The following is an 18925-nucleotide window of genomic DNA, read 5'->3' on the forward strand; positions in this document are numbered from 1 at the left end:
CATCTTGCGAATTAATTATTTTTAGCTATTAATAATGATAAGACTCCTCAAACTATAAAGTCACTCCATGCAAAGCCTGGACCTCAGTGTTATCAATCAGTCGTGCCTGTGGATTCAAACTCAGCCCGTTTGGCTGTGTACCGTGCTGAATACATTTGGATCCTCACCCCGTCCTCCCGGCGCATTAATGGTTATTAACGACCAAGGGAATTTTCTCGGATCGTTATCGGGGGGCTGTGTTGAGGATGATTTTATTACCCGTATTCAGGAAGGCTATTTTCGTCAACCGAGCCAAATAATCAGGTACGGCGACGGCGGATTGACTCCCGACCGCGTTCTCCCCTGTGGAGGGATACTCGACGTCCTGATTGAATATCTCGAGCCGGTTCCTGACAGTGTCTTATACCTCGAGAAGATAAAACAGGGGCTGGAAAATCATACCGCGCTACAGAAGAGCATCACGCCACCTTCGGCCTGTCACTCTTTATCGTCGGTCGCCTGGAGCAGCAGCACCCTCATTGAACGCAGGTTGCAGGAGATTGTCATTACCCTCTCCTCCGCGCCGAGAATAATCATTGCCGGGCTCTCCGCCGTGGCGGTTTATTGTGCGGAGTTTGCGGCAGGTCTCGGCTTTGAAACCCTCGTTTGCGAACCTCGCGAGGAGATGCTGGCTAACTTCAGCGGACAGCTTCGGGCAGAGCACCGGCTGGAAAAAATATTCCCCGCCCGTTATCTGGAACAAAACGGCTGCCATCCGAACACCGCCATCGTGGCATTAACCCACGATCCGCGCATGGACGACCTCACGATGATGGAAGCCGTCAATACCGAAGCTTTCTACATCGGGGTGATGGGGTCACAGCGCAACAGTAAAAACCGGCTGGCAAGGCTAGAGCATACCGGTGGAATGACGCCCGCTGAGCTAGCGCGTATTCATGCTCCTATCGGTATTGATATCGGCAGTAAGACCCCGGCGGAAATCGCGCTGGCGGTCATGGCAGACATCGTGAGAACAAAAAACATGCCGCGTTAACGCCATTGCCAGCGGCTTTTCCTCTCTTCACCTCAGTCATGAATTGAACTCATAACAACAACCTGATTATGTCTATAGTCCTCAATCGCCCAACCGCCTAGTCTCTTTCTCCAGCAGGTCACCTCTTCACCCCCCTAAACGTAAAGGAGCATGAGATGCAAAAACGCAAACTCGGGCAATCAGGACTGGAAGTCTCGGCGCTGGGCCTCGGCTGCATGGGGCTAAGCCACGGTTACGGTCCGGCGACCGACACGCGTCAGGCCGTCGGGCTTATCCGCGCGGCTTTCGATCGCGGCGTAACGTTTTTCGATACCGCCGAAGTTTACGGCCCTTACCTCAATGAGGAAGTCGTTGGGGAAGCCTTGAAACCCATTCGAGACCAGGTGGTTATCGCCACCAAGTTTGGCTTCACCTTTGGGGACGATAACAAACAGCAGATCCTCAACAGCCGCCCAGAACACATTCGTAAGGCGGTTGAAGGTTCGCTAACCCGGCTTAACACCGAGGTCATCGATTTACTGTATCAACACCGCGTAGACCCTGAAGTGCCTATCGAAGATGTTGCAGGCACCGTCAAGGACCTGATTTCAGAAGGTAAGGTTAAACACTTTGGCCTGTCTGAGGCTGGCCCACAGACTATTCGCCGCGCCCACGCCGTTCAGCCTGTTACCGCGCTGCAAAGTGAATACTCGATGTGGTGGCGTGAACCCGAGCAGGAGATCATTCCGCTGCTGGAAGCGTTGGGGATTGGGTTCGTGCCTTTCAGCCCGTTGGGCAAAGGGTTTTTGACCGGGGCTATCTCCGCCGACACCACCTTCGGGGCCGATGATTTCAGAAGCAAGGTGCCGCGCTTTGCCGCCGAGGCGCTTGAGGCCAATCAGCAGTTGATGACCCTGATGAACCGTATCGCCAACGACAAAGGCGTGACACCGGCGCAGATTGCGCTGGTTTGGCTGCTCTCGCAGAACGACTGGATTGTGCCTATTCCAGGCACCACCAAGCTGCACCGCCTGGAAGAGAATCTCGGTGCGGCAGACCTTTCGTTGACCGCCGAAGAGTATAAAAAAATCAATTCCGCGCTCGAAACCGTCCGCGTTGTAGGCGAACGTTATCCTGCCTCACTGCAGGCGCGCGTCGGTCGCTAGCGGTTTCGTGAGGTCATCGTAAAAACACAAAGGCTGCCGACGATCGCAGCCTTTTCATTGAACCGCGCCGCTGACGCAGTAACGAGTCGCATTAAATGAAAGGTGCGGACGATGAGAGTTCCAGCAGTTGCTCAATCACCCGCATATCCATAACGTCTTCCAACGCCAGCGTTTGCTCCCACAGCGTTTCCGCCTGCAAGCTCGATATTGAGCGCGTAGCCAGCGACATAAATTTGTCGCGCAGCTGCGCGTCGCTCATCGGATGGGTCGGCGCGCCGAGGGCGATATCCACCCGATGCGTAAGACTGATGCCGTTTTTAGTGACCAGCGTGACCTGCGGCTCGCCGTCGGCGCTGTAGGCAGGGTCAACCTCCAGCACCACGCGTCCGATAGCTTCCAGCAAAGCGGGACAGCGCCGCTGCTCGTCGCCATAGGCGTCCAGTCCGGCGTGCCCATAAACCAGCCTCGCGGCCACCGCATAGCGAATGCTCATCTGCGCCGCCGCCAGCGTACTTATCTGTTCGTCACCGCACATTTCCTGTAAAAATGGTGACAGGGTCACTTTAACCTGTTCAATTTCATCGACTGCTCCCTCCAGGCGGTCGAGCAAGATCCCCGTCGCATCAATCGCCGAGTGGGTGCCGCGACACGACGCATAAGGTTTGATCGAACAACGCATCAGTTTCCACACCTGCCCAAGGTCGGCAACCAGCGCTGATGGCTGTGCGGTCTTCGCAGCCAGGGTTTTCAGAAAACCGCCCCAGTGGTCCTCAAACAGGCCAGCAGGTCCGGTTATCCCCGCTTGTGCACTCAATGCGGCCAGAACGCCTCCCTCGGCCGCTCTGCCGGCGTGCAGTTTTTTGCTCTGTGAACCGTCGTGAATAAACGCCCACAGCCCGCCGCTAAAGCTGCCCGCGATACCCAACGCCGACGAGATCTGTGCCTTATCCAATCCCAAGAGACGCCCCGCCGCCGCTGCGGCACCCAATACGCCGCAGGTTGAAGTAGAATGCCACCCTGCGCCATTGTGGGCGGAATATCCTCCGCAGGCTTCAAGCACCCGACGCGCGATGTCGTAACCGAGCACCACGGCGGTGATAAACGCTTTACCGCTGACCGGCTGCGGGCAAAAAGGCAACACCGCCAGCAGGGCCGGAATGACCACCGCACCCGAGTGGTCACAGCCGCCGGTGTCGTCGAGTTCGAGCGCATGGCAAGCGATACCGTTGAGCAGCGCCGCATTTCGCGCAGAGGTTTTCTCGCCACGCCCCCACAGCGCGGCAACGGGCGCTGCGCCCTCTGCCAGCAGTATCGTGCTCACGTCTTTCGCCACCTCGCTGGATGCGCCCACCAGGCCCGCCCCCAGCGTATCGACGATATGCCGCTGGGTGCGCGTCACCAGCTCAGGGGGTAAGTCCTCGAAGCGGGTATCATGAACAAATGCCACCAGCTGCGATTGAAAGTCCTGATTTTCACTCATTGCTGCCCCCGTTTTGCGTATGCTGCTGCCAGATTTGTGCCGGATGCGAGGGCTCATTCTGCGGCTGCGTTTGCCGCCACCAGTCGGTTACCTCGCCCGCCGTCGCCACCCAGACATCTGGCCGCGAGGTGATATCATCCAGCAGTTCACTCAACAGGCCGATGCGCCCCGCGGTGCCGATCACCTCGGGATGCAGTCTTAGCACATAGCAAAGCCCAAAACGGTAAAAGCCGTCAAAATCCATCTTCATGTTGCCCAGCGTATGGCTGTAGGACGCGATGCGCGACTGCGCCGGAGGCACCGCTGGACTGAGGTTGAAGGCGAAATAGGGTTCGTCCTCCAGCTCATAGTGCAGCGGCAACTCAACCAACTGCGAAGGCAAACCGTCGCGCATCGGCTGAAAATAAGGCAGGTCATCGCCGCGCCATGACGAACTCCAGCCAATCCCCGCCTCGCTCATTGCCTCGGCAAAGCCCGCTGCCCAGTTGCCCGAAGGAAGACGAAACCCGCGCGGCGTCTGGCCGGTATGCGCCTTCAATGCTGCCTGACCCCGCTGCAAACTGGAAACTTGTTGTTCTAAGGTCAATTCATCAAATTTTTCAAACTCGTAGCCGCTGGTTGCCAGCTCGTGACCGGCGCGGAAAATCTGCGTGATCTTATCTGCATGCTCATCGGCAACTCTTCCCGGCACGCACCAGCTGCTGCGCAGATTCTTTTCCGCCAGCAGCGCTAACAGCCGGTCGACTCCGCGCAGCGTGCCGTAGCGCCAGACCGACAGCGTTTTCTCGCGGCCGGCCACCGCCGGAACCTGACTAAGAATGCCCTGCACATCGTTAAAATCGACGGTGATCACCACCGCACAGCGCTTGCCCTGCGGCCATTTGTCCTGCGTCGCGTTCTGATTAATGGGCATCGACGTGCTCCTGTAACCACCAGTGGGCCACCTCGCGACAGCGCGCAAACCACACGTCGTCACGGGTACGAAGATGGGCAAAAAATTGTTCGAGCAGCATAATGCGGCCCGGTTTCCCGGTAATTTTCGGGTGGAACAGCGTGGTCAAACTCAGCCCTTCGTTCATTGCGCCGTCAAACTCGCGGCACCAGTTGTCCAGCGTCAGCGCGTAGCTTGCGGTGCGATCGAGCCCCGACGGAAAATTGGGCTCGCGGGTGTAGGCAATCGAGGCGTAGTCGTCCATCTCCCAACGCCCGGGGATCTCCACCAGCGGCTTATCAAAACCCGGCACCTGAATCAGATAAGGCCGGTCATCGCCGCGCATGCTGCTCGAGTAAGTTACGCCTGCTTCGACCAGCATGGCAGGGGTATCCTGATGCCAGTCTCCCGACGGGGTCCGGAAACCCTCGGCGCGAATACCGAGGTTATTCCAGAAAATCTCGCGGGATTTTTCCATCACCCAACGCTGCATTTGCGCGTCGATGGCGTAGAAAGACTCATGACGATAACCGTGGTACGCCACCTCATGACCGCGCTCAACGATCGCCTGACACTGCTTCGGCCAGTTTTCGACCACCCAGGCCGGCACGAAGAAGGTCGCCGGCAGCTGATAGTCGTCGAGCAGGTCGAGCAGCCTCGCCAGCGCCCGATATGGCCCATAGCCCCCGAAGGTAAAATACTCGGGCTTGTGCCAGAGCGTGCCGTTAAGCATCGCATCGCCGGTCGGCCCGTCGAGGTCAAACGCCAGCGCCATGCAGCCCCATTTATCCTGCGGCCACCGCGTAGCCAGATTGGAAATCGTCATCAATTATCCCGCTCCAGAGGTAGACAGTTACTTGCCTTTATTTAGGGTAACTTCCTGAATAGCGCCATCCTGTAATCCCCATTTAGTGAGGATTTTCAGATAGGTGCCGTCAGCAATCATTGCGGTCAGTGCGCCTTTCACGCCGTCAATAAGCGCAGTATCGTCTTTGCTGATGCCAATACCGGTCACCTGATAGGCAAAGGCTTTACCGAGCGGCTTATAGGTGTCTTTTTCAAGATTCATGATGTATGGCAGGGTTTCACTGCCCTGCACCACGCCCTCGATACGCCCCTGACGCAGCTGGGTGCGCGCATCGGCAGTGCCCTCTGCGCCGACCACTACGACAGCCGGTTTACCCGCAGGCGTACAGTTTGCTGCGCTCCATGCCGCAATTTCCGCCGGGAAGGTCGTTCGACGGCTGGTGCCCACCTTTTTGCCGCACAGGTCGAGCATGGTGTTGATCTCTTTATGCGCCACGGTGGTGTAGAACTGCGGTCCGCTGTTGTAATAGTCGACGAAAGTAGCAATCTCCTGACGCGGTTTGGTGTCCGTCATGCCAGAAAGAATCATGTCCACGCGGTGGGTCGCCACGGCGTTAACCATCTGTTCGAAGCCAATTTCCTGCCAGCTGATTTTGCGGTTCAGGCGTTTACCTATCTCCATACCCAGGTCATAATCCATGCCTGTGAGCTGGTCAGTCGCCGGGTCTTTGAATTCCAGCGGGGGATAGTTGGGCATCATCGCCACTTTGATTTCATCTTTCTGCCTGAGCGCATCGGCGGCCGAAGCGCCCTGACTCCAAACAGCGGTATTGATCAACACGCCTGCGGCGACCAGCGATAACAGTGTTTTTTTCATCAAAAGATTTCCCATGTGTAAAGTTTCTAGATCAGAACCGCTGAAATAAAATTCTGCGTCCTTGGGTTTTGTGGATTCAGCAAGACATCTTCCGGATTACCACTTTCTATAATTCCGCCCTCGTCCATAAAGACCACGCGATTCGCGACCTCTCGCGCAAAACCAAGCTCATGAGTCACGACGATCATCGTCATTCCCTCCGCTGCCAGACTGCGCATGACCGCCAGCACTTCGCCGACCATTTCAGGGTCCAGCGCCGAGGTCGGCTCATCAAACAGCATCAGCTTCGGCTTCATTGCCAGCGCACGGGCTATCGCCACACGCTGTTGTTGTCCTCCCGAAAGCTCCATCGGATAGGCGTCACGCTTGTGCGCCAGCCCGACGCGTTCGAGCAGCGCAATCGCCTCCTCTTTTGCCTCCTTGACCGGGCGCAGCAGCACCTGACAGGGTCCCTCGATGATGTTTTCCAGCGCCGTCTTATCCGGGAACAGGTTGAAGCGCTGGAACACCATGCCGGTCTTGAGGCGCTGGCGGGCAATCTGCCGGTCATTAAGCGGATACAGCTTCTTGCCGTCCATCCGATACCCCACCAACTCGTCATCGACCCAGATACCGCCACTGTCGATGCGCTCAAGCTGATTAATGCAGCGCAGGAAGGTGCTTTTCCCCGATCCACTCGGCCCTATAACGCACATCACTTCACCGTGCCGGACCTCAAGACTGATGTTTTTCAGCGCCTGAAAATCGCCAAAATACTTGTTTACGTTCAACGCCTTGATGATGTTTTTCATGAGAGATCCTCACCGGTTGCGGCGGCGAGTACCGCGGCCGAAATAACGTTCAAGACGGTTTTGCCCAAGGGAAAGCAGCGTCACCACCACCAGGTACCAGATACCGGCGACGAACAGCAGTTCCATCACGCGCGCGTTGGCGAAATAGATGGTCTGGGCGTTATACAGCAGCTCGGAATACTGGATCATGCTGGCAAGACTGGTGGTCTTAACCATGCTGATAAATTCGTTGCCAATTGGCGGAATGATCACCCGCATCGCCTGCGGCAAAATGATGCGACGCAGCGCATGTAGGCGGGTCATGCCGATTGACTTCGCCGCCTCATACTGACCCAGGTCGACAGAAATCAGCCCAGCGCGCACTACCTCGGAGGTATAGGCCCCCTGATTGATGCTCAGGCCCAGCAAAGCGGCCGAGAACGGGGTCATGATGTCAACGGTTTGCAGTTGAAACAGCCCCGGAATACCGATGGTCGGGAAAATCAACGCCAAATTGAACCACAGCAAAAGCTGGAGGATCAGCGGCGTACCGCGAAATATCCAGGTATAGCCGATCGCCACACCGCTGAGCACCGGATTGCTCGACATGCGCATCACGGCAATAATCACCCCAAAAATCACCCCCAACGCCATCGCGAGAATGGACATCACGATGGTGTTACCCAGACCAAACAGGATGGCCCGGGCGGTCAGAAACTGCCCCACAAAGCGCCATTCAATTTTTCCGTGGGCAAAGGCGTTAATCAGCAGCGCCAGCAGGGCGAGGATAATCACCGAGGCGACAATACGGCCGTAATAACGCCTGGGAACATAGTGATATTCGCTGAGATCGACAGCGGGACTCTTTAGCACGGTATTAGCACGTAAGTCTGTCATATGAGGCTCCCGAGGCGGTTAAAGAGACAGGCCGATGTACGACGCGGCCCAGTCCGACTGCTGCTCAAGCACCGTTTTCAGGCGCGCTATCTGTTCGGCGACGCGCTGCGGCGAGGTGCCCCCCCAACCGCTGCGGGCGTGAATGGCGGCCTCTAACGTCAGACACTCGCGTACCTCCGGCTGCAGGCGAGAGTCCACCTCTTGCAGCTGCACGTCGCTGACCTGATGTAGCTCGAGGCAATGCTGTTCACAGACCTGCACCAGCTTGCCAGTAATCTCGTGCGCCTCTTTGAACGGCACACCGCGGCGGGAGAGCCAGTCGGCCACTTCGGTCGCCAGCGTGAAGCCCTGCGGTGCGTCCTCCTTCAGCCGCTCGACGTTGACCACCATGGTGTCAATCATCCCGGCCATCGCAGGCAGCACCAGCATCAGTTGCTCAACGGTGTCGATGGCGTTGCGTTTGTCTTCAATAAGGTCGCGATTGTAGGACAACGGCAGGCTTTTCATGGTCGCCAGCATCGCCGTAACGTTGCCTATCAGGCGACCGGTTTTGCCGCGCGCCAGTTCGGCGATATCGGGGTTTTTCTTCTGCGGCATAATGGAACTGCCGGTGGCGTAGCCGTCGTTGAGTTCTACCCAGCGGAACTGGCGCGACGCCCACAGGCAAACCTCCTCGCAGATGCGCGAAAGGTTGACCGCGAGCATGCTGCCCGCAAACAGGAATTCGGCCACGTGGTCGCGGCTGGCAACGGCGTCTATCGAGTTTTCACACGCGCCGTCATAGCCGAGATCTTTGGCCGAAAGCTCGGGATGCAGGGCGATTGCCGACCCCGCCATCGCGGCAGCGCCCAGCGGAGAGCGCGCGCAGCGTTTATCCCAGTCCTGAAAACGCTGTACGTCGCGCGAAAAAGCTTGAGCGTGAGCCATTAACTGATGACCAAAAACGATCGGCTGTGCCTGCTGTAAGTGGGTAAAACCCGGTGCCACCGTGTTGATATGCCGCTCAGCCTGGTTCACCAGCGCCTGTTGCAGTTGCAGCAGCGCAGCGACTATCTTGCGGGCGTTGTCGCGCAGGTAGAGCCGCAGGTCATTGGCCGTCTGGTCGTTGCGTGAACGCCCTGCACGAAGCTTGCCGCCGAGTTCTCCCAGGCGCTCAGTCAATACCCGCTCAATGAAGGTGTGTACGTCCTCATCGTTCTCGACAGGCTGAACCTCTCCGGCGCGATAGTCTGCCGCCAGCTGTTTAATCGCTGCCACCATGCGTTCGGTTTCGCCCTCGTCAAGCAGGCCTGCGCGCTGGAGTTCATAGGCATGGGCGCGGCAGCCTTCGAGGTCATATTCGGCGAGTGCAAAATAGTAGCCGGGGCTGCGTGACAGCGCGCTCAAGGCCGGTGCCGGACCTTGTTTAAATCGCGCGCCCCAAAGACGGTCAACGGGCTGAGACATGTCGTACTCCTTTCTGGCATAGATGTTGCAAAAATGATTTAACAAGGCAGCGAGACGTGGGTCATTTTTACGGCTCATCCGGAGGAAACTGATGATGCGAAAAATATAAAAAAAGATCTGCTTGCCATCATGAAAATATAAATTAAGAAACTTGCCTTGATTCGATGTTGGATTTATTTGTACCGGGGGTAAATATTTATTATGGAAAGTCCACTTTCCAAATCAGGAAACTCGCCCTCCATCAGAAATGAGGTTAATCAGCATGGCATTGGGGTCGCTGACCTAAAACTTTTACGCGTTTTTAAAACCGTGGTCGAAGCGGGAGGATTTACCGCCGCCTGCAATGAACTGAATATTGGCCTGGCGGCAATCAGTAAACAAATTTCCGATCTCGAGGTGCGTTTTGGAATGAAACTCTGCACCCGAGGCCGTGAGGGGTTTTATTTAACCGAGCATGGCAAAGTGACCTACCAGGCCTGTCTCGACCTGTTTTCGTCGATCAACCAGTTCCGCGACAAGCTCAATAATGCCCGCCACGACATGTTTGGTGAGCTGAACATTGGCATCATCGACAACACCATTACCGACTCAACCTCACCGATTATTCATGCACTTGGTGAGATTTACTGCAAGGCACCCAAAGTTAGCCTGCGCCTGCACGCAACCCAGCTCGACGAAATTGAACGAGGCGTGCTCGACGGACGCTTTACCTGCGGCATCATGCCGGTGTATCAGGAAAAGCCCGAGTTTGATTACTACTATCTCTATGAGGAAATAGCACATCTGTACTGCGGTGATAAACATCCGCTCTATTGTTTACCTGAAGATGAAATAACTCAGGCCCAGATAAAATCCGCCGAAGTCGTCAATCACTTTTATGCCAATCACAGCGAGAAAAATAATTATCTCGAATACGGATCATCAAACGCCGTCGCGGTTCAGGTTGAAGCGGTGAGCCTGCTTATTTTAACCGGAAATTATATTGGCTTCCTGCCAAAGCATTTTGCCCTGCACCTTTTTGGTGGTGAGAAATTAAAAGCCCTTCTGCCGAAAGAAATATCAATAGCGACGCCCTTCAGCCTGGTGGTGAAAAAAGGCAGCGCATTAAATTCGGTATTAACGCTATTTCTTCAGGCATTACAGCAGAAAGCAAAATCACCGCCGCTGCGGTCGGCGAGCTAGACCATCGTCAGGTTTTTAGGTTTACTTTGCACCAACGCATTGCACCATAAAGGCACAATGCGTCAGATTTTGCAGCGAATGCAATAGAAGATTAAAGCTTGAGCGCGTCGGCCATCGCTTCAACGCGGGCGAAAGCGGCATACAGCGATTCGGCAGAGACCGGATGCGGCATATTGTGCATGTCTGGCGCATGCAGCGAAGCCTGAACGATGCTTTCGAGCTCTTCATCACTCAACTCGGCAATCTCGCGTAAACGTAAAGGCACCGCGCAGGCATGAGACAGCAATATCGCTTCGCGAAGCTCGTCATCGCTGCGGTTCTCCAGCGCCAAGAGGCAAAGATTGCCCAACCCCACCAGCAGTCCATGACCAAACTCGCGGGTCTTGTCACAAACGGTAAAACCTTCATAGATGGCGTGCGATGCAGCGGCGTGCGCCCCGCTGCTCATCAGCGACGTTAACCCGGCAAACATAAAGATAGCATCCAATACCTGGTCCAGTTCAGCGCTGGTCTTGCCTTCACGCACTGCGTCACAGGCCGCGCCGCCGTAAAAGGCTATCAGGTCATAGCAAATGCGGCTGTTGGCGCTGGAGGATCGCGCGACGCCGCTCAGCGCGGCGTGATGGTTGCTGATGGCGCGAAATTCATACCATTTCGCCAAGGTGTCGCCGAGGCCAGCCGCCAACCAACGCAGCGGCGCTTTCGACAACAGCTCACTGTCGATGATGACGCTGGCCGGTGCCTGCGGCAGCGGAAAAAGGTCACGAAAGTGTCCGTCGTCAAAATAGCGAATGGTCAGCGGCGTTACGGCGGCACAGGTCGCGGCGACAGTGGGAATAGTGACAACCGGTACCTGGGCCGCTGCACCGACGGCTTTACCGGTATCAAGCGACTTGCCGCCGCCAACGCTGAGAATAAGGTCGGCCGACAGCGTTTTCACCCGCTCGGCCAAACGCAGAATATTGCCCTCGCTGGACTCACCGCCAAACCACTCGGTGCCTACGACAGAGACCGGCGTCCCTTCGAGGTAATGATTGATTTTATCCCCTAAGGCGGCCAAGGCCTGATGCCCGCCAATCACCAGCGCGCGCTTGCCCAGCAGGCTGCAAATTTCGCCCAACTGCGCCAATACGCCCGGACCGCGCAGGACCTGCGCCGGGAAAATAATATTCTGTGCGTGCATGTACCGCCTCTCTCAACTTGCGTAATAGTGATGTTAGCAGGCTACCGGGTAGTAGCCGATGGGAACGGGTAAGCAATTTATGCGCCACAGTTCAAAGGCCGTGACGTAATAAATGGGTGCCAGCTGACACGGCACTCTCTCTCACAGGGTTTGCGTTATTAGCCAGTTAAATACCAAGGCGGCCAGAAGATGCTCTCTTCTGCCCGCCTTTTTAATCCAAACCCCTGACCTCATCAGAGCATCGGCAGGTTCAGCTCGTGGGTTTTGGCACATTCGATCGCCTGTTCGTAACCCGCATCAGCATGACGCATCACGCCGGTGGCCGGGTCGTTGAACAGAACGCGAGCCAGTCGGGCATCGGCCGCCTCCGTACCGTCACAGACAATAACCATCCCTGCGTGCTGCGAGAAGCCCATGCCCACGCCACCGCCGTGGTGCAGGCTTACCCAGGTCGCTCCCCCCGCAGTGTTTAACAACGCGTTGAGCAGCGGCCAGTCAGACACAGCATCGGAACCGTCTTTCATGGCTTCCGTCTCACGGTTTGGTGACGCAACGGAACCGGTATCGAGATGGTCACGACCGATGACCACCGGCGCTTTCAGTTCTCCGTTGCGCACCATTTCGTTAAATGCCAGACCGGCGATGTGGCGCTCACCCAACCCCAGCCAGCAAATACGCGCCGGTAAACCCTGGAAGGCAATTCGCTCACGGGCCATGTCCAGCCAGTTGATTAGATTAGCATTATCCGGGAACAGCTCTTTGAGTTTGGCATCGGTTTTATAGATGTCTTCCGGGTCACCGGACAGCGCTACCCAGCGGAACGGACCTTTGCCTTCGCAGAACAGCGGACGAATGTAGGCAGGCACAAACCCAGGGAAATCAAAGGCATTTTCAACGCCTTCATCTTTAGCAACCTGACGAATGTTATTACCGTAATCGACGGTGGGAATGCCCATCGCGTGGAAATCGAGCATCGCCTGCACGTGAACGGCCATCGAGGCACGCGCCGCTTTGACCACCGACTGTGGGTCGGACTTACGCGCCTCTTGCCACTGCTCGAGCGTCCAGCCCTGCGGCAGGTAGCCGTTGAGTGGGTCATGGGCCGAAGTCTGATCGGTGACAATATCCGGGCGCAATCCGCCCTGCTGCGCACGTTTCACCAACTCAGGCATAATGTCGGCGGCGTTGCCCAGCAGACCTACGGAAATGGCCTTCTTCTCGGCGCAGGCCGTTTCAATCATGGTCAGCGCTTCGTCAATGCTGTGTGCCTTGTAGTCGAGATAGCGGGTACGCAGACGGAAATCAATGCGCGACTCCTGACACTCTATAGCCAGCACACAGGCACCCGCGAGGACGCCCGCCAACGGCTGCGCGCCACCCATGCCACCCAGACCGGCGGTGAGGATCCACTTGCCGCGCAGGTTGCTGTCATAGTGCTGGCGACCCGCCTCGGCGAAGGTCTCATAGGTACCCTGAACGATGCCCTGCGCACCGATATAAATCCACGAACCGGCCGTCATCTGGCCGTACATCATCAAACCCGCCTTATCCAACTCATGAAAATGCTCCCAGTTGGCCCAGTGTGGTACCAGGTTGGAGTTGGCAATCAGCACCCGCGGTGCATCGGTGTGGGTGCGGAAAATGCCCACCGGCTTGCCGGACTGCACCAGCAGCGTTTCATCTTCTTTGAGGCTGCGCAAGCTGGCCAGAATCCCCTCGAACGCCGGCCAGTTGCGTGCCGCTTTGCCGATGCCACCGTACACCACCAGATCTTCAGGACGTTCGGCGACGTCGGGATCCAGATTGTTTTGAATCATGCGGTAGGCCGCTTCAATCAGCCAGTTCTGACAGCTCAACTCCGTGCCATGCGGGGCGCGAATGACGCGGGCAACGGCGGTTTTCTGCGGTGAATTCATTTTTCACTCCTTCATGATTTAAACGTCAGTATTCAACGTATTTTTTAAGATTAACGAAAGCTTGGCAGCAGGGACTGAATCGGCTCAGGCCAGTGTTCACGGCTGGCCCACAGGCGCATATTTTCGACATCCGGCGCCATCAGGCGGTCGCGCTCGAGGAAGGCCACCTTCTCGCGTACGGCGTTGATTTCACCTTCGATAATCTCGGAGCTGCGCAGCGGACGGTTGAAATCGATGCCCTGCACGGCGGCCATCGCCTCAATGCCGACCACTACAGCGGTGTTAAAGCACATATCCCCCAGACGGCGGGCCGCATAGGTCGCCATCGACACGTGGTCTTCCTGATTGGCGGAGGTCGGCAGACTGTCTACGCTGCCGGGATGCGCCAGCGATTTATTCTCGGAGGCCAGCGCGGCAGCGGTCACCTGCGCAATCATAAAGCCGGAGTTGACGCCACCGTCGTGCACCAGGAACGGCGGCAGACCAGAGAGACCGGTGTCGAGCAGCAGCGCGAGGCGGCGTTCAGAGATGGCCCCAATCTCGGCCACCGCCAGCGCAATAATGTCGGCGGCGAAGGCCACCGGTTCAGCGTGGAAGTTACCGCCAGAAATCACGTCGCCGTTCTCAAACACCAGCGGGTTGTCGGACGCGGCGTTGGCTTCAATTTGCAGAATTCGCGCAGCATGCTTGAGATTATCGAGGCAGGCGCCCATCACCTGCGGCACACAGCGAATCGAATACGGGTCCTGCACACGCCCGCAGTTCGCGTGAGAGGTGACAATGTCACTCCCTGCCAGCAGCCTGGAGACGGCCGCCGCCACCGCGATTTGTCCCTCTTGTCCACGGGCTTCGTGAATACGCGCATCCAAAGGTTTGACTGAACCTTTAATCGCCTCGAGCGACAGCGCACCGGCCACCAGTCCGGCGGCGAAAACACGCTCACCCTCAAACAAACCACGCAGCGCCAGCGAGGTCGAAACCTGCGTACCGTTGAGCAGCGCCAGACCCTCTTTAGGCCCCAGCACGAAAGGTTTGAGGCCGACAGTCGCCAGCCCTTCCACCGCAGATATTTTCACGCCGTTAACGCGGACCTGACCCTCACCAATCAGCATCAGAGAAAGGTGCGCCAGCGGCGCTAAATCACCCGATGCCCCGACCGAGCCTTTTTCGGGAATGCACGGCATCACGCCCGCGTTGAACAACGCAATCAGCGCCTCGATAACCTCAATGCGGATACCGGAATGGCCGCGAGACAGGCTGAGTACCTTGGTTGCCATCACCAGGCGTACCACGTTGTCCGGCAGGTCTTCGCCAATCCCTACGCTGTGCGACAGCACCAGATTGCGCTGTAGTTCGGCCAGACGTTCGGCCGGGATCATGGTTTGGGCAAGCTTGCCAAAACCGGTGTTAATGCCGTAAACCACGCGTCCCTGCTCGACAATGCGCTGCACAGTTTCCTGCGATGCCAGCACATCGGCGCGCGCCGAATCAGCCAGTTCTATGCGCACATTGCCCTGATAAATTTTACGCAGCGTGGCCAAATCAACCTGACCGGGTTGCAGATGGCAAAGTGTCATATCTTTGGATGAAGAAGCCATAATCTATTCCTGTATAGACAAGTTAAGTGAAACAAATTCCCGGGACGGCTGACCGCCCGGGATATCGGTTCGTTTGCGGAAAACTCCCGCCGTAAATAGGTGACTGTAAAGCGGTTACCGTTAAGCTAGTGCTCTTGCGCCTGTAGCGTCTCGACGCGTATTTCTTCCGTTACTCTGGCCTTTAATGCCATGAATTCCGGCGAGGTTTTGAGTCGATACTCACGAGGATGCGGAAAATCCACCGCCACCTCGGTCTTGATTCTTCCCGGCCGTGCGCTGAAAATCGCGACCTTATTGGCCATAAAAATCGCCTCGTCGATATCGTGCGTCACGAAAAGCACGGTTTTGCGCGACGACTCCCAAATCGACAGCAGCAGTTCCTGCATCATCACTCGGGTCTGGTTGTCCAACGCGCCGAACGGTTCGTCCATCAGCAGGATTTTTGGGTCATTGGCCAGCGCACGGGCGATGGCAGTACGCTGCTGCATACCGCCCGACAGCTGACGCGGGAAGTGATGCTCGAAACCACGCAGCCCGACCTTGTTAATAAAGTAGTCGCTACGCTCCTTTTGTGCCGCTTTGCTCACCCCGCGCTCTTCGAGGCCGAAACAGATGTTTTGCTGCACGCTGAGCCACGGGAACAGCGTGTAGCTCTGGAAAACCATGCCGCGATCGGCCCCCGGCCCTTCTACCCGTTCGCCGTCCAGCCACACCTCGCCACGCGTTGGCTGGTCGAGGCCGGCAACAATGCGCAGCAGCGTCGATTTGCCGCAGCCCGAAGGCCCGAGGATGGTGATAAAATCGTTTTCATTGACCTGATAATCCACCGGCAGCAGCGCCTGCGTTTTCTCGCCCTTCGGGCCGGTGAAGATGCGTTCAACCTGTCGCACGCTCAGCTTGGGTTTATTCATTTAAATGCGCTCCAGACAAACAGGCGACGGTTGGCGGCTTTAAACAGGAAGTCCGACAGCAGGCCAATGCAGCCAATGACGATAATGCCGAAGATCATTTGTCCTGTGTTGAGCATCGCCTGACTGTCGACAATCATGTGGCCTATCCCGCTTGAGGAGCCAATCAGCTCGGCGACGATAACGTAGGTCCATGCCCAGCCGAGCACCAGACGCAGCAGCTCGGCAATCTCCGGTGCGGCACCGGGAATAATAACCCGACGCACCACGCTGCGATTGGTTGCCCCCAGCGTATATGCCGCTTCAACCAGGTCGCGACGCGCTGCGCCCACCGTCACGGCCACCATCAGGGTTATCTGGAAGAATGAGCCGATGAAGATAACCAGTATTTTTTGCATCTCGCCGATACCGGCCCACAGGATAAGCAGCGGGACAAACGCCGAGGCGGGAAGATAGCGGCAAAAAGAGACGAACGGCTCGAAGAAGGCCTCGATAAGCTTGTAAGAGCCCATCATTATCCCCAGCGGAACGGCAATTATTGACGCCAGAACAAAGCCGCCCAACACCCGCATCACCGTCATGCCGATATCATTGGCGAAGTCGAACTGGGTAAACAGCAGCCAGCCCTCTTCCAGCATACTGGCAGGATTCGCTAAAAACGTCGGCGACACCACGCCGGTGAAGGTGACCAGCGCCCAGGCGACGAAAAACACCACAAAGAAGCAGAAACCCAAAAACCAGCGTTGGCGGCTGGGCACGGGCCGCAGCGGAACCATCATCGGGTTATGCCAGACCTTTTTGCTCGCCGGCAAAGGTCCCGGCTCGCGTTGAACTGACTCGGAGGGTTCCTGCGGTGCATGAGTAACAGGACTTTGCATCAACGCTCCCTTCATGACTATTTCGCAACCGTGGCGTTATTAACGTACTGAGGATCGAACAAGGTACTGATATCGGGCGTTTTACGCAGAATCTTCATCTCCGTCAGCAGCGTTGCCGCCTCTTGACTGAAGCGGGTTATCTCACCGCTGAAGAATTGTTTGTTCTGGTTGAGATCTTGCCAGCGCAGATAGCTCGACTCCTCGGCAAACTGCTTGCCGGTTTCCTTCACCGCCGCACCCATGATTTCGTTAGATTTTTCGGGGTCTTTCTTGATCATGTCCAGCGCTTCAAAGTAGCTGTTGACCAGCGCCTGAGCCGCCTTGGGATTTTTCTCGAGGAAGCTCGGCGTACAGCCCAGGGTATCCATCACCATCGGGTATTGCAGCGTGGTGGCGAGGATCTTGCCCTTGTCCGGGCTTTGGCGAATGGTGGAAAGATACGGCTCATAGGTCACCGCGGCATCATTTTGACCAGCGATAAAAGCGTGCGCGGCGGCGTCAGGCCCCAGCGTCGCCAACTTGACGTCCTTGACGCTCATGCCGTTTTTATCCAGCATCCAGGCCAGCAGGAAATAGGAAGACGTACCGGGGGCGTCAACGCTGATGGTTTTACCCTTCAGGTCTGAAATCTTGTTGATGCCTTGACGCACCGCGATGCCGTCCGCACCGTAGGACTTGTCGAGCTGCACTATCTGCTTGATAGCGACACCGGCTGCGTTCCAGGTCAGATAGGTTTCAACGGTGGTGGCCGCACACTGCAAGGAACCCGAGGCAATCGCCAGATGGCGTGACTGCTGAGGGACACTCTTCAGGGTGACGTCGAGGCCGTTTTTCTTAAAGATGCCCGCCTTGTCGGCAAGCGTGAGAGGAGCAAAACCCGTCCAGCCAGAAATACCAATAGCGACCGGGGTATCCGCCGCCTGTGCCGCGCCTGCGCTAATGCCCCCCAGCGCCACCGCCAGACTCAATAAGGTGAAGGATTTTTTCATTCCGGCTTTAGAAAACACGTTGTTCATTTGCCACTCCCGTCGAAAGGTCCTGTCTTGGAATAATGGCTCGCCGAAGAGGAGAGCCGTGCCACTGTCTATTCTTGTCTATACAAGCTGGTTTATAGATTCAGCAAACTTTATGCCACTTTTGACCGCGTCAGAAAGGTCGAAAAAAACGGGCTGGTGATTGAATTACCGGCTCTCAGCCACCTTATTGGGTGTTTATCCACCAGACTTATCCGGCAAGGAGATTAATTCGGTGCAGCATGCGCGCTATTTTGGCGCATGACTTTCTGCTCACAGCGGCAAAATCGCCGCCCACAGCAGCAGGCTATCGACACTCCTGGCGCGCAACAGCAGTTCGAGCGTGACGTCCTGCGTGTTGCTCCACACCACTCCCTGATTAGCGGTTAGCCGCTTTTCGTCCTGCAACAGCCATTCGCCCTTGAGCACCAGCAACACGCCTCCCATCAACAGCGGCGCGCAGAAGTCGTACTCCTTGCGGCTGACCACCGAACGGCAAGTGCCGTGACGGGTCATAATATTGAAATCGGTGGTGGTCCCGCCGATAAGCGTCGAGGTCAGTGGCACTTCGCCGGAGAAGGCAAAAGGTTCGCCGGGCGTGGTGAGCAGGTGATCCACCTGCCCTTCGGCAAACAGGTGTACGCCCTCGCCGGTCAGTAAGGTAATGGAGCGGTCGATGCCAGGAAACGCCGAGAACGGGCCGTCCTGCGCAATGGTGGCAACGCTGGCGCGCCAGTTAAAGTCTTTGGCGTCCTGCGGCATGCTGATAATTTCGCGGGTTTCGCCACCGCCGTTGCGCCAGGGTGTGACAGGCAGGCTGTCGATGCTGAAAAAGGTTAACGAATCGTGGAAACGCATAGT

Annotated in this window: 17 protein-coding genes; 3 read left to right on the forward strand and 14 right to left on the reverse strand. The window is 56.8% G+C overall.

The window, feature by feature from the left end:
* The first annotated feature begins 67 nt into the window (after positions 1 to 67).
* Both BS640_RS12915 and BS640_RS12920 read left to right on the forward strand, forming a co-directional pair.
* Complete coding sequence (locus BS640_RS12915; protein WP_084912697.1) at positions 68 to 1033, forward strand: XdhC family protein; 966 nt, start codon at positions 68 to 70, stop codon at positions 1031 to 1033.
* Positions 1034 to 1188: 155 nt separating this feature from the next.
* A complete protein-coding gene (locus BS640_RS12920; protein WP_017493750.1) occupies positions 1189 to 2178 on the forward strand; it encodes an aldo/keto reductase in 990 nt (329 codons plus the stop codon).
* A 91-nt stretch (positions 2179 to 2269) separates the two neighbouring features.
* On the opposite strand, the gene BS640_RS12925 is transcribed toward BS640_RS12920, so the two are convergent.
* Genes BS640_RS12925 through argH form a run of 7 tightly spaced genes read right to left on the reverse strand, consistent with a single transcriptional unit; the run spans position 2270 to position 9386 of the window.
* Complete coding sequence (locus BS640_RS12925; RefSeq protein WP_084912698.1) at positions 2270 to 3658, reverse strand: MmgE/PrpD family protein; 1389 nt, start codon at positions 3656 to 3658, stop codon at positions 2270 to 2272.
* On the reverse strand, positions 3651 to 4571 hold the full coding sequence (locus BS640_RS12930; protein ID WP_017493752.1) for a polysaccharide deacetylase family protein: 921 nt from the start codon (positions 4569 to 4571) through the stop codon (positions 3651 to 3653). Before BS640_RS12930 ends, BS640_RS12925 begins: the two co-directional genes overlap by 8 nt.
* Positions 4561 to 5415 (reverse strand): polysaccharide deacetylase family protein, encoded by an 855-nt coding sequence (locus BS640_RS12935; protein WP_017493753.1) that lies wholly within the window; start codon positions 5413 to 5415, stop codon positions 4561 to 4563. The genes BS640_RS12930 and BS640_RS12935 overlap by 11 nt, the downstream gene beginning before the upstream one ends.
* A gap of 27 nt (positions 5416 to 5442) precedes the next feature.
* Complete coding sequence (locus BS640_RS12940; protein WP_017493754.1) at positions 5443 to 6273, reverse strand: ABC transporter substrate-binding protein; 831 nt, start codon at positions 6271 to 6273, stop codon at positions 5443 to 5445.
* A 26-nt stretch (positions 6274 to 6299) separates the two neighbouring features.
* Positions 6300 to 7064: an amino acid ABC transporter ATP-binding protein gene (locus tag BS640_RS12945; protein WP_017493755.1), complete on the reverse strand. Its 765-nt coding sequence runs from the start codon at positions 7062 to 7064 to the stop codon at positions 6300 to 6302.
* A gap of 9 nt (positions 7065 to 7073) precedes the next feature.
* A complete protein-coding gene (locus BS640_RS12950; RefSeq protein ID WP_017493756.1) occupies positions 7074 to 7940 on the reverse strand; it encodes an amino acid ABC transporter permease in 867 nt (288 codons plus the stop codon).
* An 18-nt stretch (positions 7941 to 7958) separates the two neighbouring features.
* Positions 7959 to 9386, reverse strand: a complete 1428-nt coding sequence (gene argH, locus BS640_RS12955; protein WP_017493757.1) for an argininosuccinate lyase — start codon at positions 9384 to 9386, stop codon at positions 7959 to 7961.
* Between the two features lie 201 nt (positions 9387 to 9587).
* Between argH and BS640_RS12960 the strand changes: the two genes are divergently transcribed.
* A complete protein-coding gene (locus tag BS640_RS12960; RefSeq protein WP_017493758.1) occupies positions 9588 to 10568 on the forward strand; it encodes a LysR family transcriptional regulator in 981 nt (326 codons plus the stop codon).
* 91 nt (positions 10569 to 10659) lie between these two features.
* On the opposite strand, the gene BS640_RS12965 is transcribed toward BS640_RS12960, so the two are convergent.
* The 7 genes from BS640_RS12965 to BS640_RS12995 all read right to left on the reverse strand — a co-directional run bounded on the left by BS640_RS12965 (position 10660) and on the right by BS640_RS12995 (position 18922).
* On the reverse strand, positions 10660 to 11751 hold the full coding sequence (locus tag BS640_RS12965) for an iron-containing alcohol dehydrogenase family protein (protein ID WP_084912699.1): 1092 nt from the start codon (positions 11749 to 11751) through the stop codon (positions 10660 to 10662).
* A 233-nt stretch (positions 11752 to 11984) separates the two neighbouring features.
* Positions 11985 to 13667 (reverse strand): urocanate hydratase, encoded by a 1683-nt coding sequence (gene hutU / locus BS640_RS12970; protein WP_084912700.1) that lies wholly within the window; start codon positions 13665 to 13667, stop codon positions 11985 to 11987.
* Positions 13668 to 13717: 50 nt separating this feature from the next.
* Positions 13718 to 15265: a histidine ammonia-lyase gene (gene hutH, locus BS640_RS12975; RefSeq protein WP_084912701.1), complete on the reverse strand. Its 1548-nt coding sequence runs from the start codon at positions 15263 to 15265 to the stop codon at positions 13718 to 13720.
* 125 nt (positions 15266 to 15390) lie between these two features.
* Positions 15391 to 16176, reverse strand: a complete 786-nt coding sequence (locus BS640_RS12980) for an ABC transporter ATP-binding protein (RefSeq protein WP_017491170.1) — start codon at positions 16174 to 16176, stop codon at positions 15391 to 15393.
* The gene (locus tag BS640_RS12985) at positions 16173 to 17051 is read right to left on the reverse strand and encodes an ABC transporter permease (protein ID WP_084912702.1); all 879 of its coding nucleotides are present in this window, start codon (positions 17049 to 17051) and stop codon (positions 16173 to 16175) included. The genes BS640_RS12980 and BS640_RS12985 overlap by 4 nt, the downstream gene beginning before the upstream one ends.
* A gap of 17 nt (positions 17052 to 17068) precedes the next feature.
* Complete coding sequence (locus BS640_RS12990; RefSeq protein ID WP_017491172.1) at positions 17069 to 18067, reverse strand: ABC transporter substrate-binding protein; 999 nt, start codon at positions 18065 to 18067, stop codon at positions 17069 to 17071.
* Positions 18068 to 18337: 270 nt separating this feature from the next.
* Positions 18338 to 18922 (reverse strand): HutD/Ves family protein, encoded by a 585-nt coding sequence (locus BS640_RS12995; RefSeq protein ID WP_017491173.1) that lies wholly within the window; start codon positions 18920 to 18922, stop codon positions 18338 to 18340.
* Positions 18923 to 18925: the final 3 nt, after the last annotated feature.

This window comes from Rouxiella badensis (assembly GCF_002093665.1).
In the GTDB taxonomy this organism is placed as follows: Bacteria; Pseudomonadota; Gammaproteobacteria; order Enterobacterales; family Enterobacteriaceae; genus Rouxiella; species Rouxiella badensis.

Excerpts from the sequence above, each read along its gene's own strand:
- BS640_RS12935 (WP_017493753.1), bottom strand. The coding sequence starts at position 5,415 with ATGACGATTTCCAATCTGGCTACGCGGTGGCCGCAGGATAAATGGGGC.
- BS640_RS12980 (WP_017491170.1), bottom strand. The coding sequence starts at position 16,176 with ATGAATAAACCCAAGCTGAGCGTGCGACAGGTTGAACGCATCTTCACC.
- BS640_RS12920 (WP_017493750.1), top strand. The coding sequence starts at position 1,189 with ATGCAAAAACGCAAACTCGGGCAATCAGGACTGGAAGTCTCGGCGCTG.
- BS640_RS12995 (WP_017491173.1), bottom strand. The coding sequence starts at position 18,922 with ATGCGTTTCCACGATTCGTTAACCTTTTTCAGCATCGACAGCCTGCCT.
- BS640_RS12915 (WP_084912697.1), top strand. The coding sequence starts at position 68 with ATGCAAAGCCTGGACCTCAGTGTTATCAATCAGTCGTGCCTGTGGATT.
- hutH (WP_084912701.1), bottom strand. The coding sequence starts at position 15,265 with ATGGCTTCTTCATCCAAAGATATGACACTTTGCCATCTGCAACCCGGT.
- BS640_RS12925 (WP_084912698.1), bottom strand. The coding sequence starts at position 3,658 with ATGAGTGAAAATCAGGACTTTCAATCGCAGCTGGTGGCATTTGTTCAT.
- BS640_RS12930 (WP_017493752.1), bottom strand. The coding sequence starts at position 4,571 with ATGCCCATTAATCAGAACGCGACGCAGGACAAATGGCCGCAGGGCAAG.
- argH (WP_017493757.1), bottom strand. The coding sequence starts at position 9,386 with ATGTCTCAGCCCGTTGACCGTCTTTGGGGCGCGCGATTTAAACAAGGT.
- BS640_RS12990 (WP_017491172.1), bottom strand. The coding sequence starts at position 18,067 with ATGAACAACGTGTTTTCTAAAGCCGGAATGAAAAAATCCTTCACCTTA.
- BS640_RS12940 (WP_017493754.1), bottom strand. The coding sequence starts at position 6,273 with ATGAAAAAAACACTGTTATCGCTGGTCGCCGCAGGCGTGTTGATCAAT.
- BS640_RS12985 (WP_084912702.1), bottom strand. The coding sequence starts at position 17,051 with ATGCAAAGTCCTGTTACTCATGCACCGCAGGAACCCTCCGAGTCAGTT.
- hutU (WP_084912700.1), bottom strand. The coding sequence starts at position 13,667 with ATGAATTCACCGCAGAAAACCGCCGTTGCCCGCGTCATTCGCGCCCCG.
- BS640_RS12960 (WP_017493758.1), top strand. The coding sequence starts at position 9,588 with ATGGAAAGTCCACTTTCCAAATCAGGAAACTCGCCCTCCATCAGAAAT.
- BS640_RS12965 (WP_084912699.1), bottom strand. The coding sequence starts at position 11,751 with ATGCACGCACAGAATATTATTTTCCCGGCGCAGGTCCTGCGCGGTCCG.
- BS640_RS12950 (WP_017493756.1), bottom strand. The coding sequence starts at position 7,940 with ATGACAGACTTACGTGCTAATACCGTGCTAAAGAGTCCCGCTGTCGAT.
- BS640_RS12945 (WP_017493755.1), bottom strand. The coding sequence starts at position 7,064 with ATGAAAAACATCATCAAGGCGTTGAACGTAAACAAGTATTTTGGCGAT.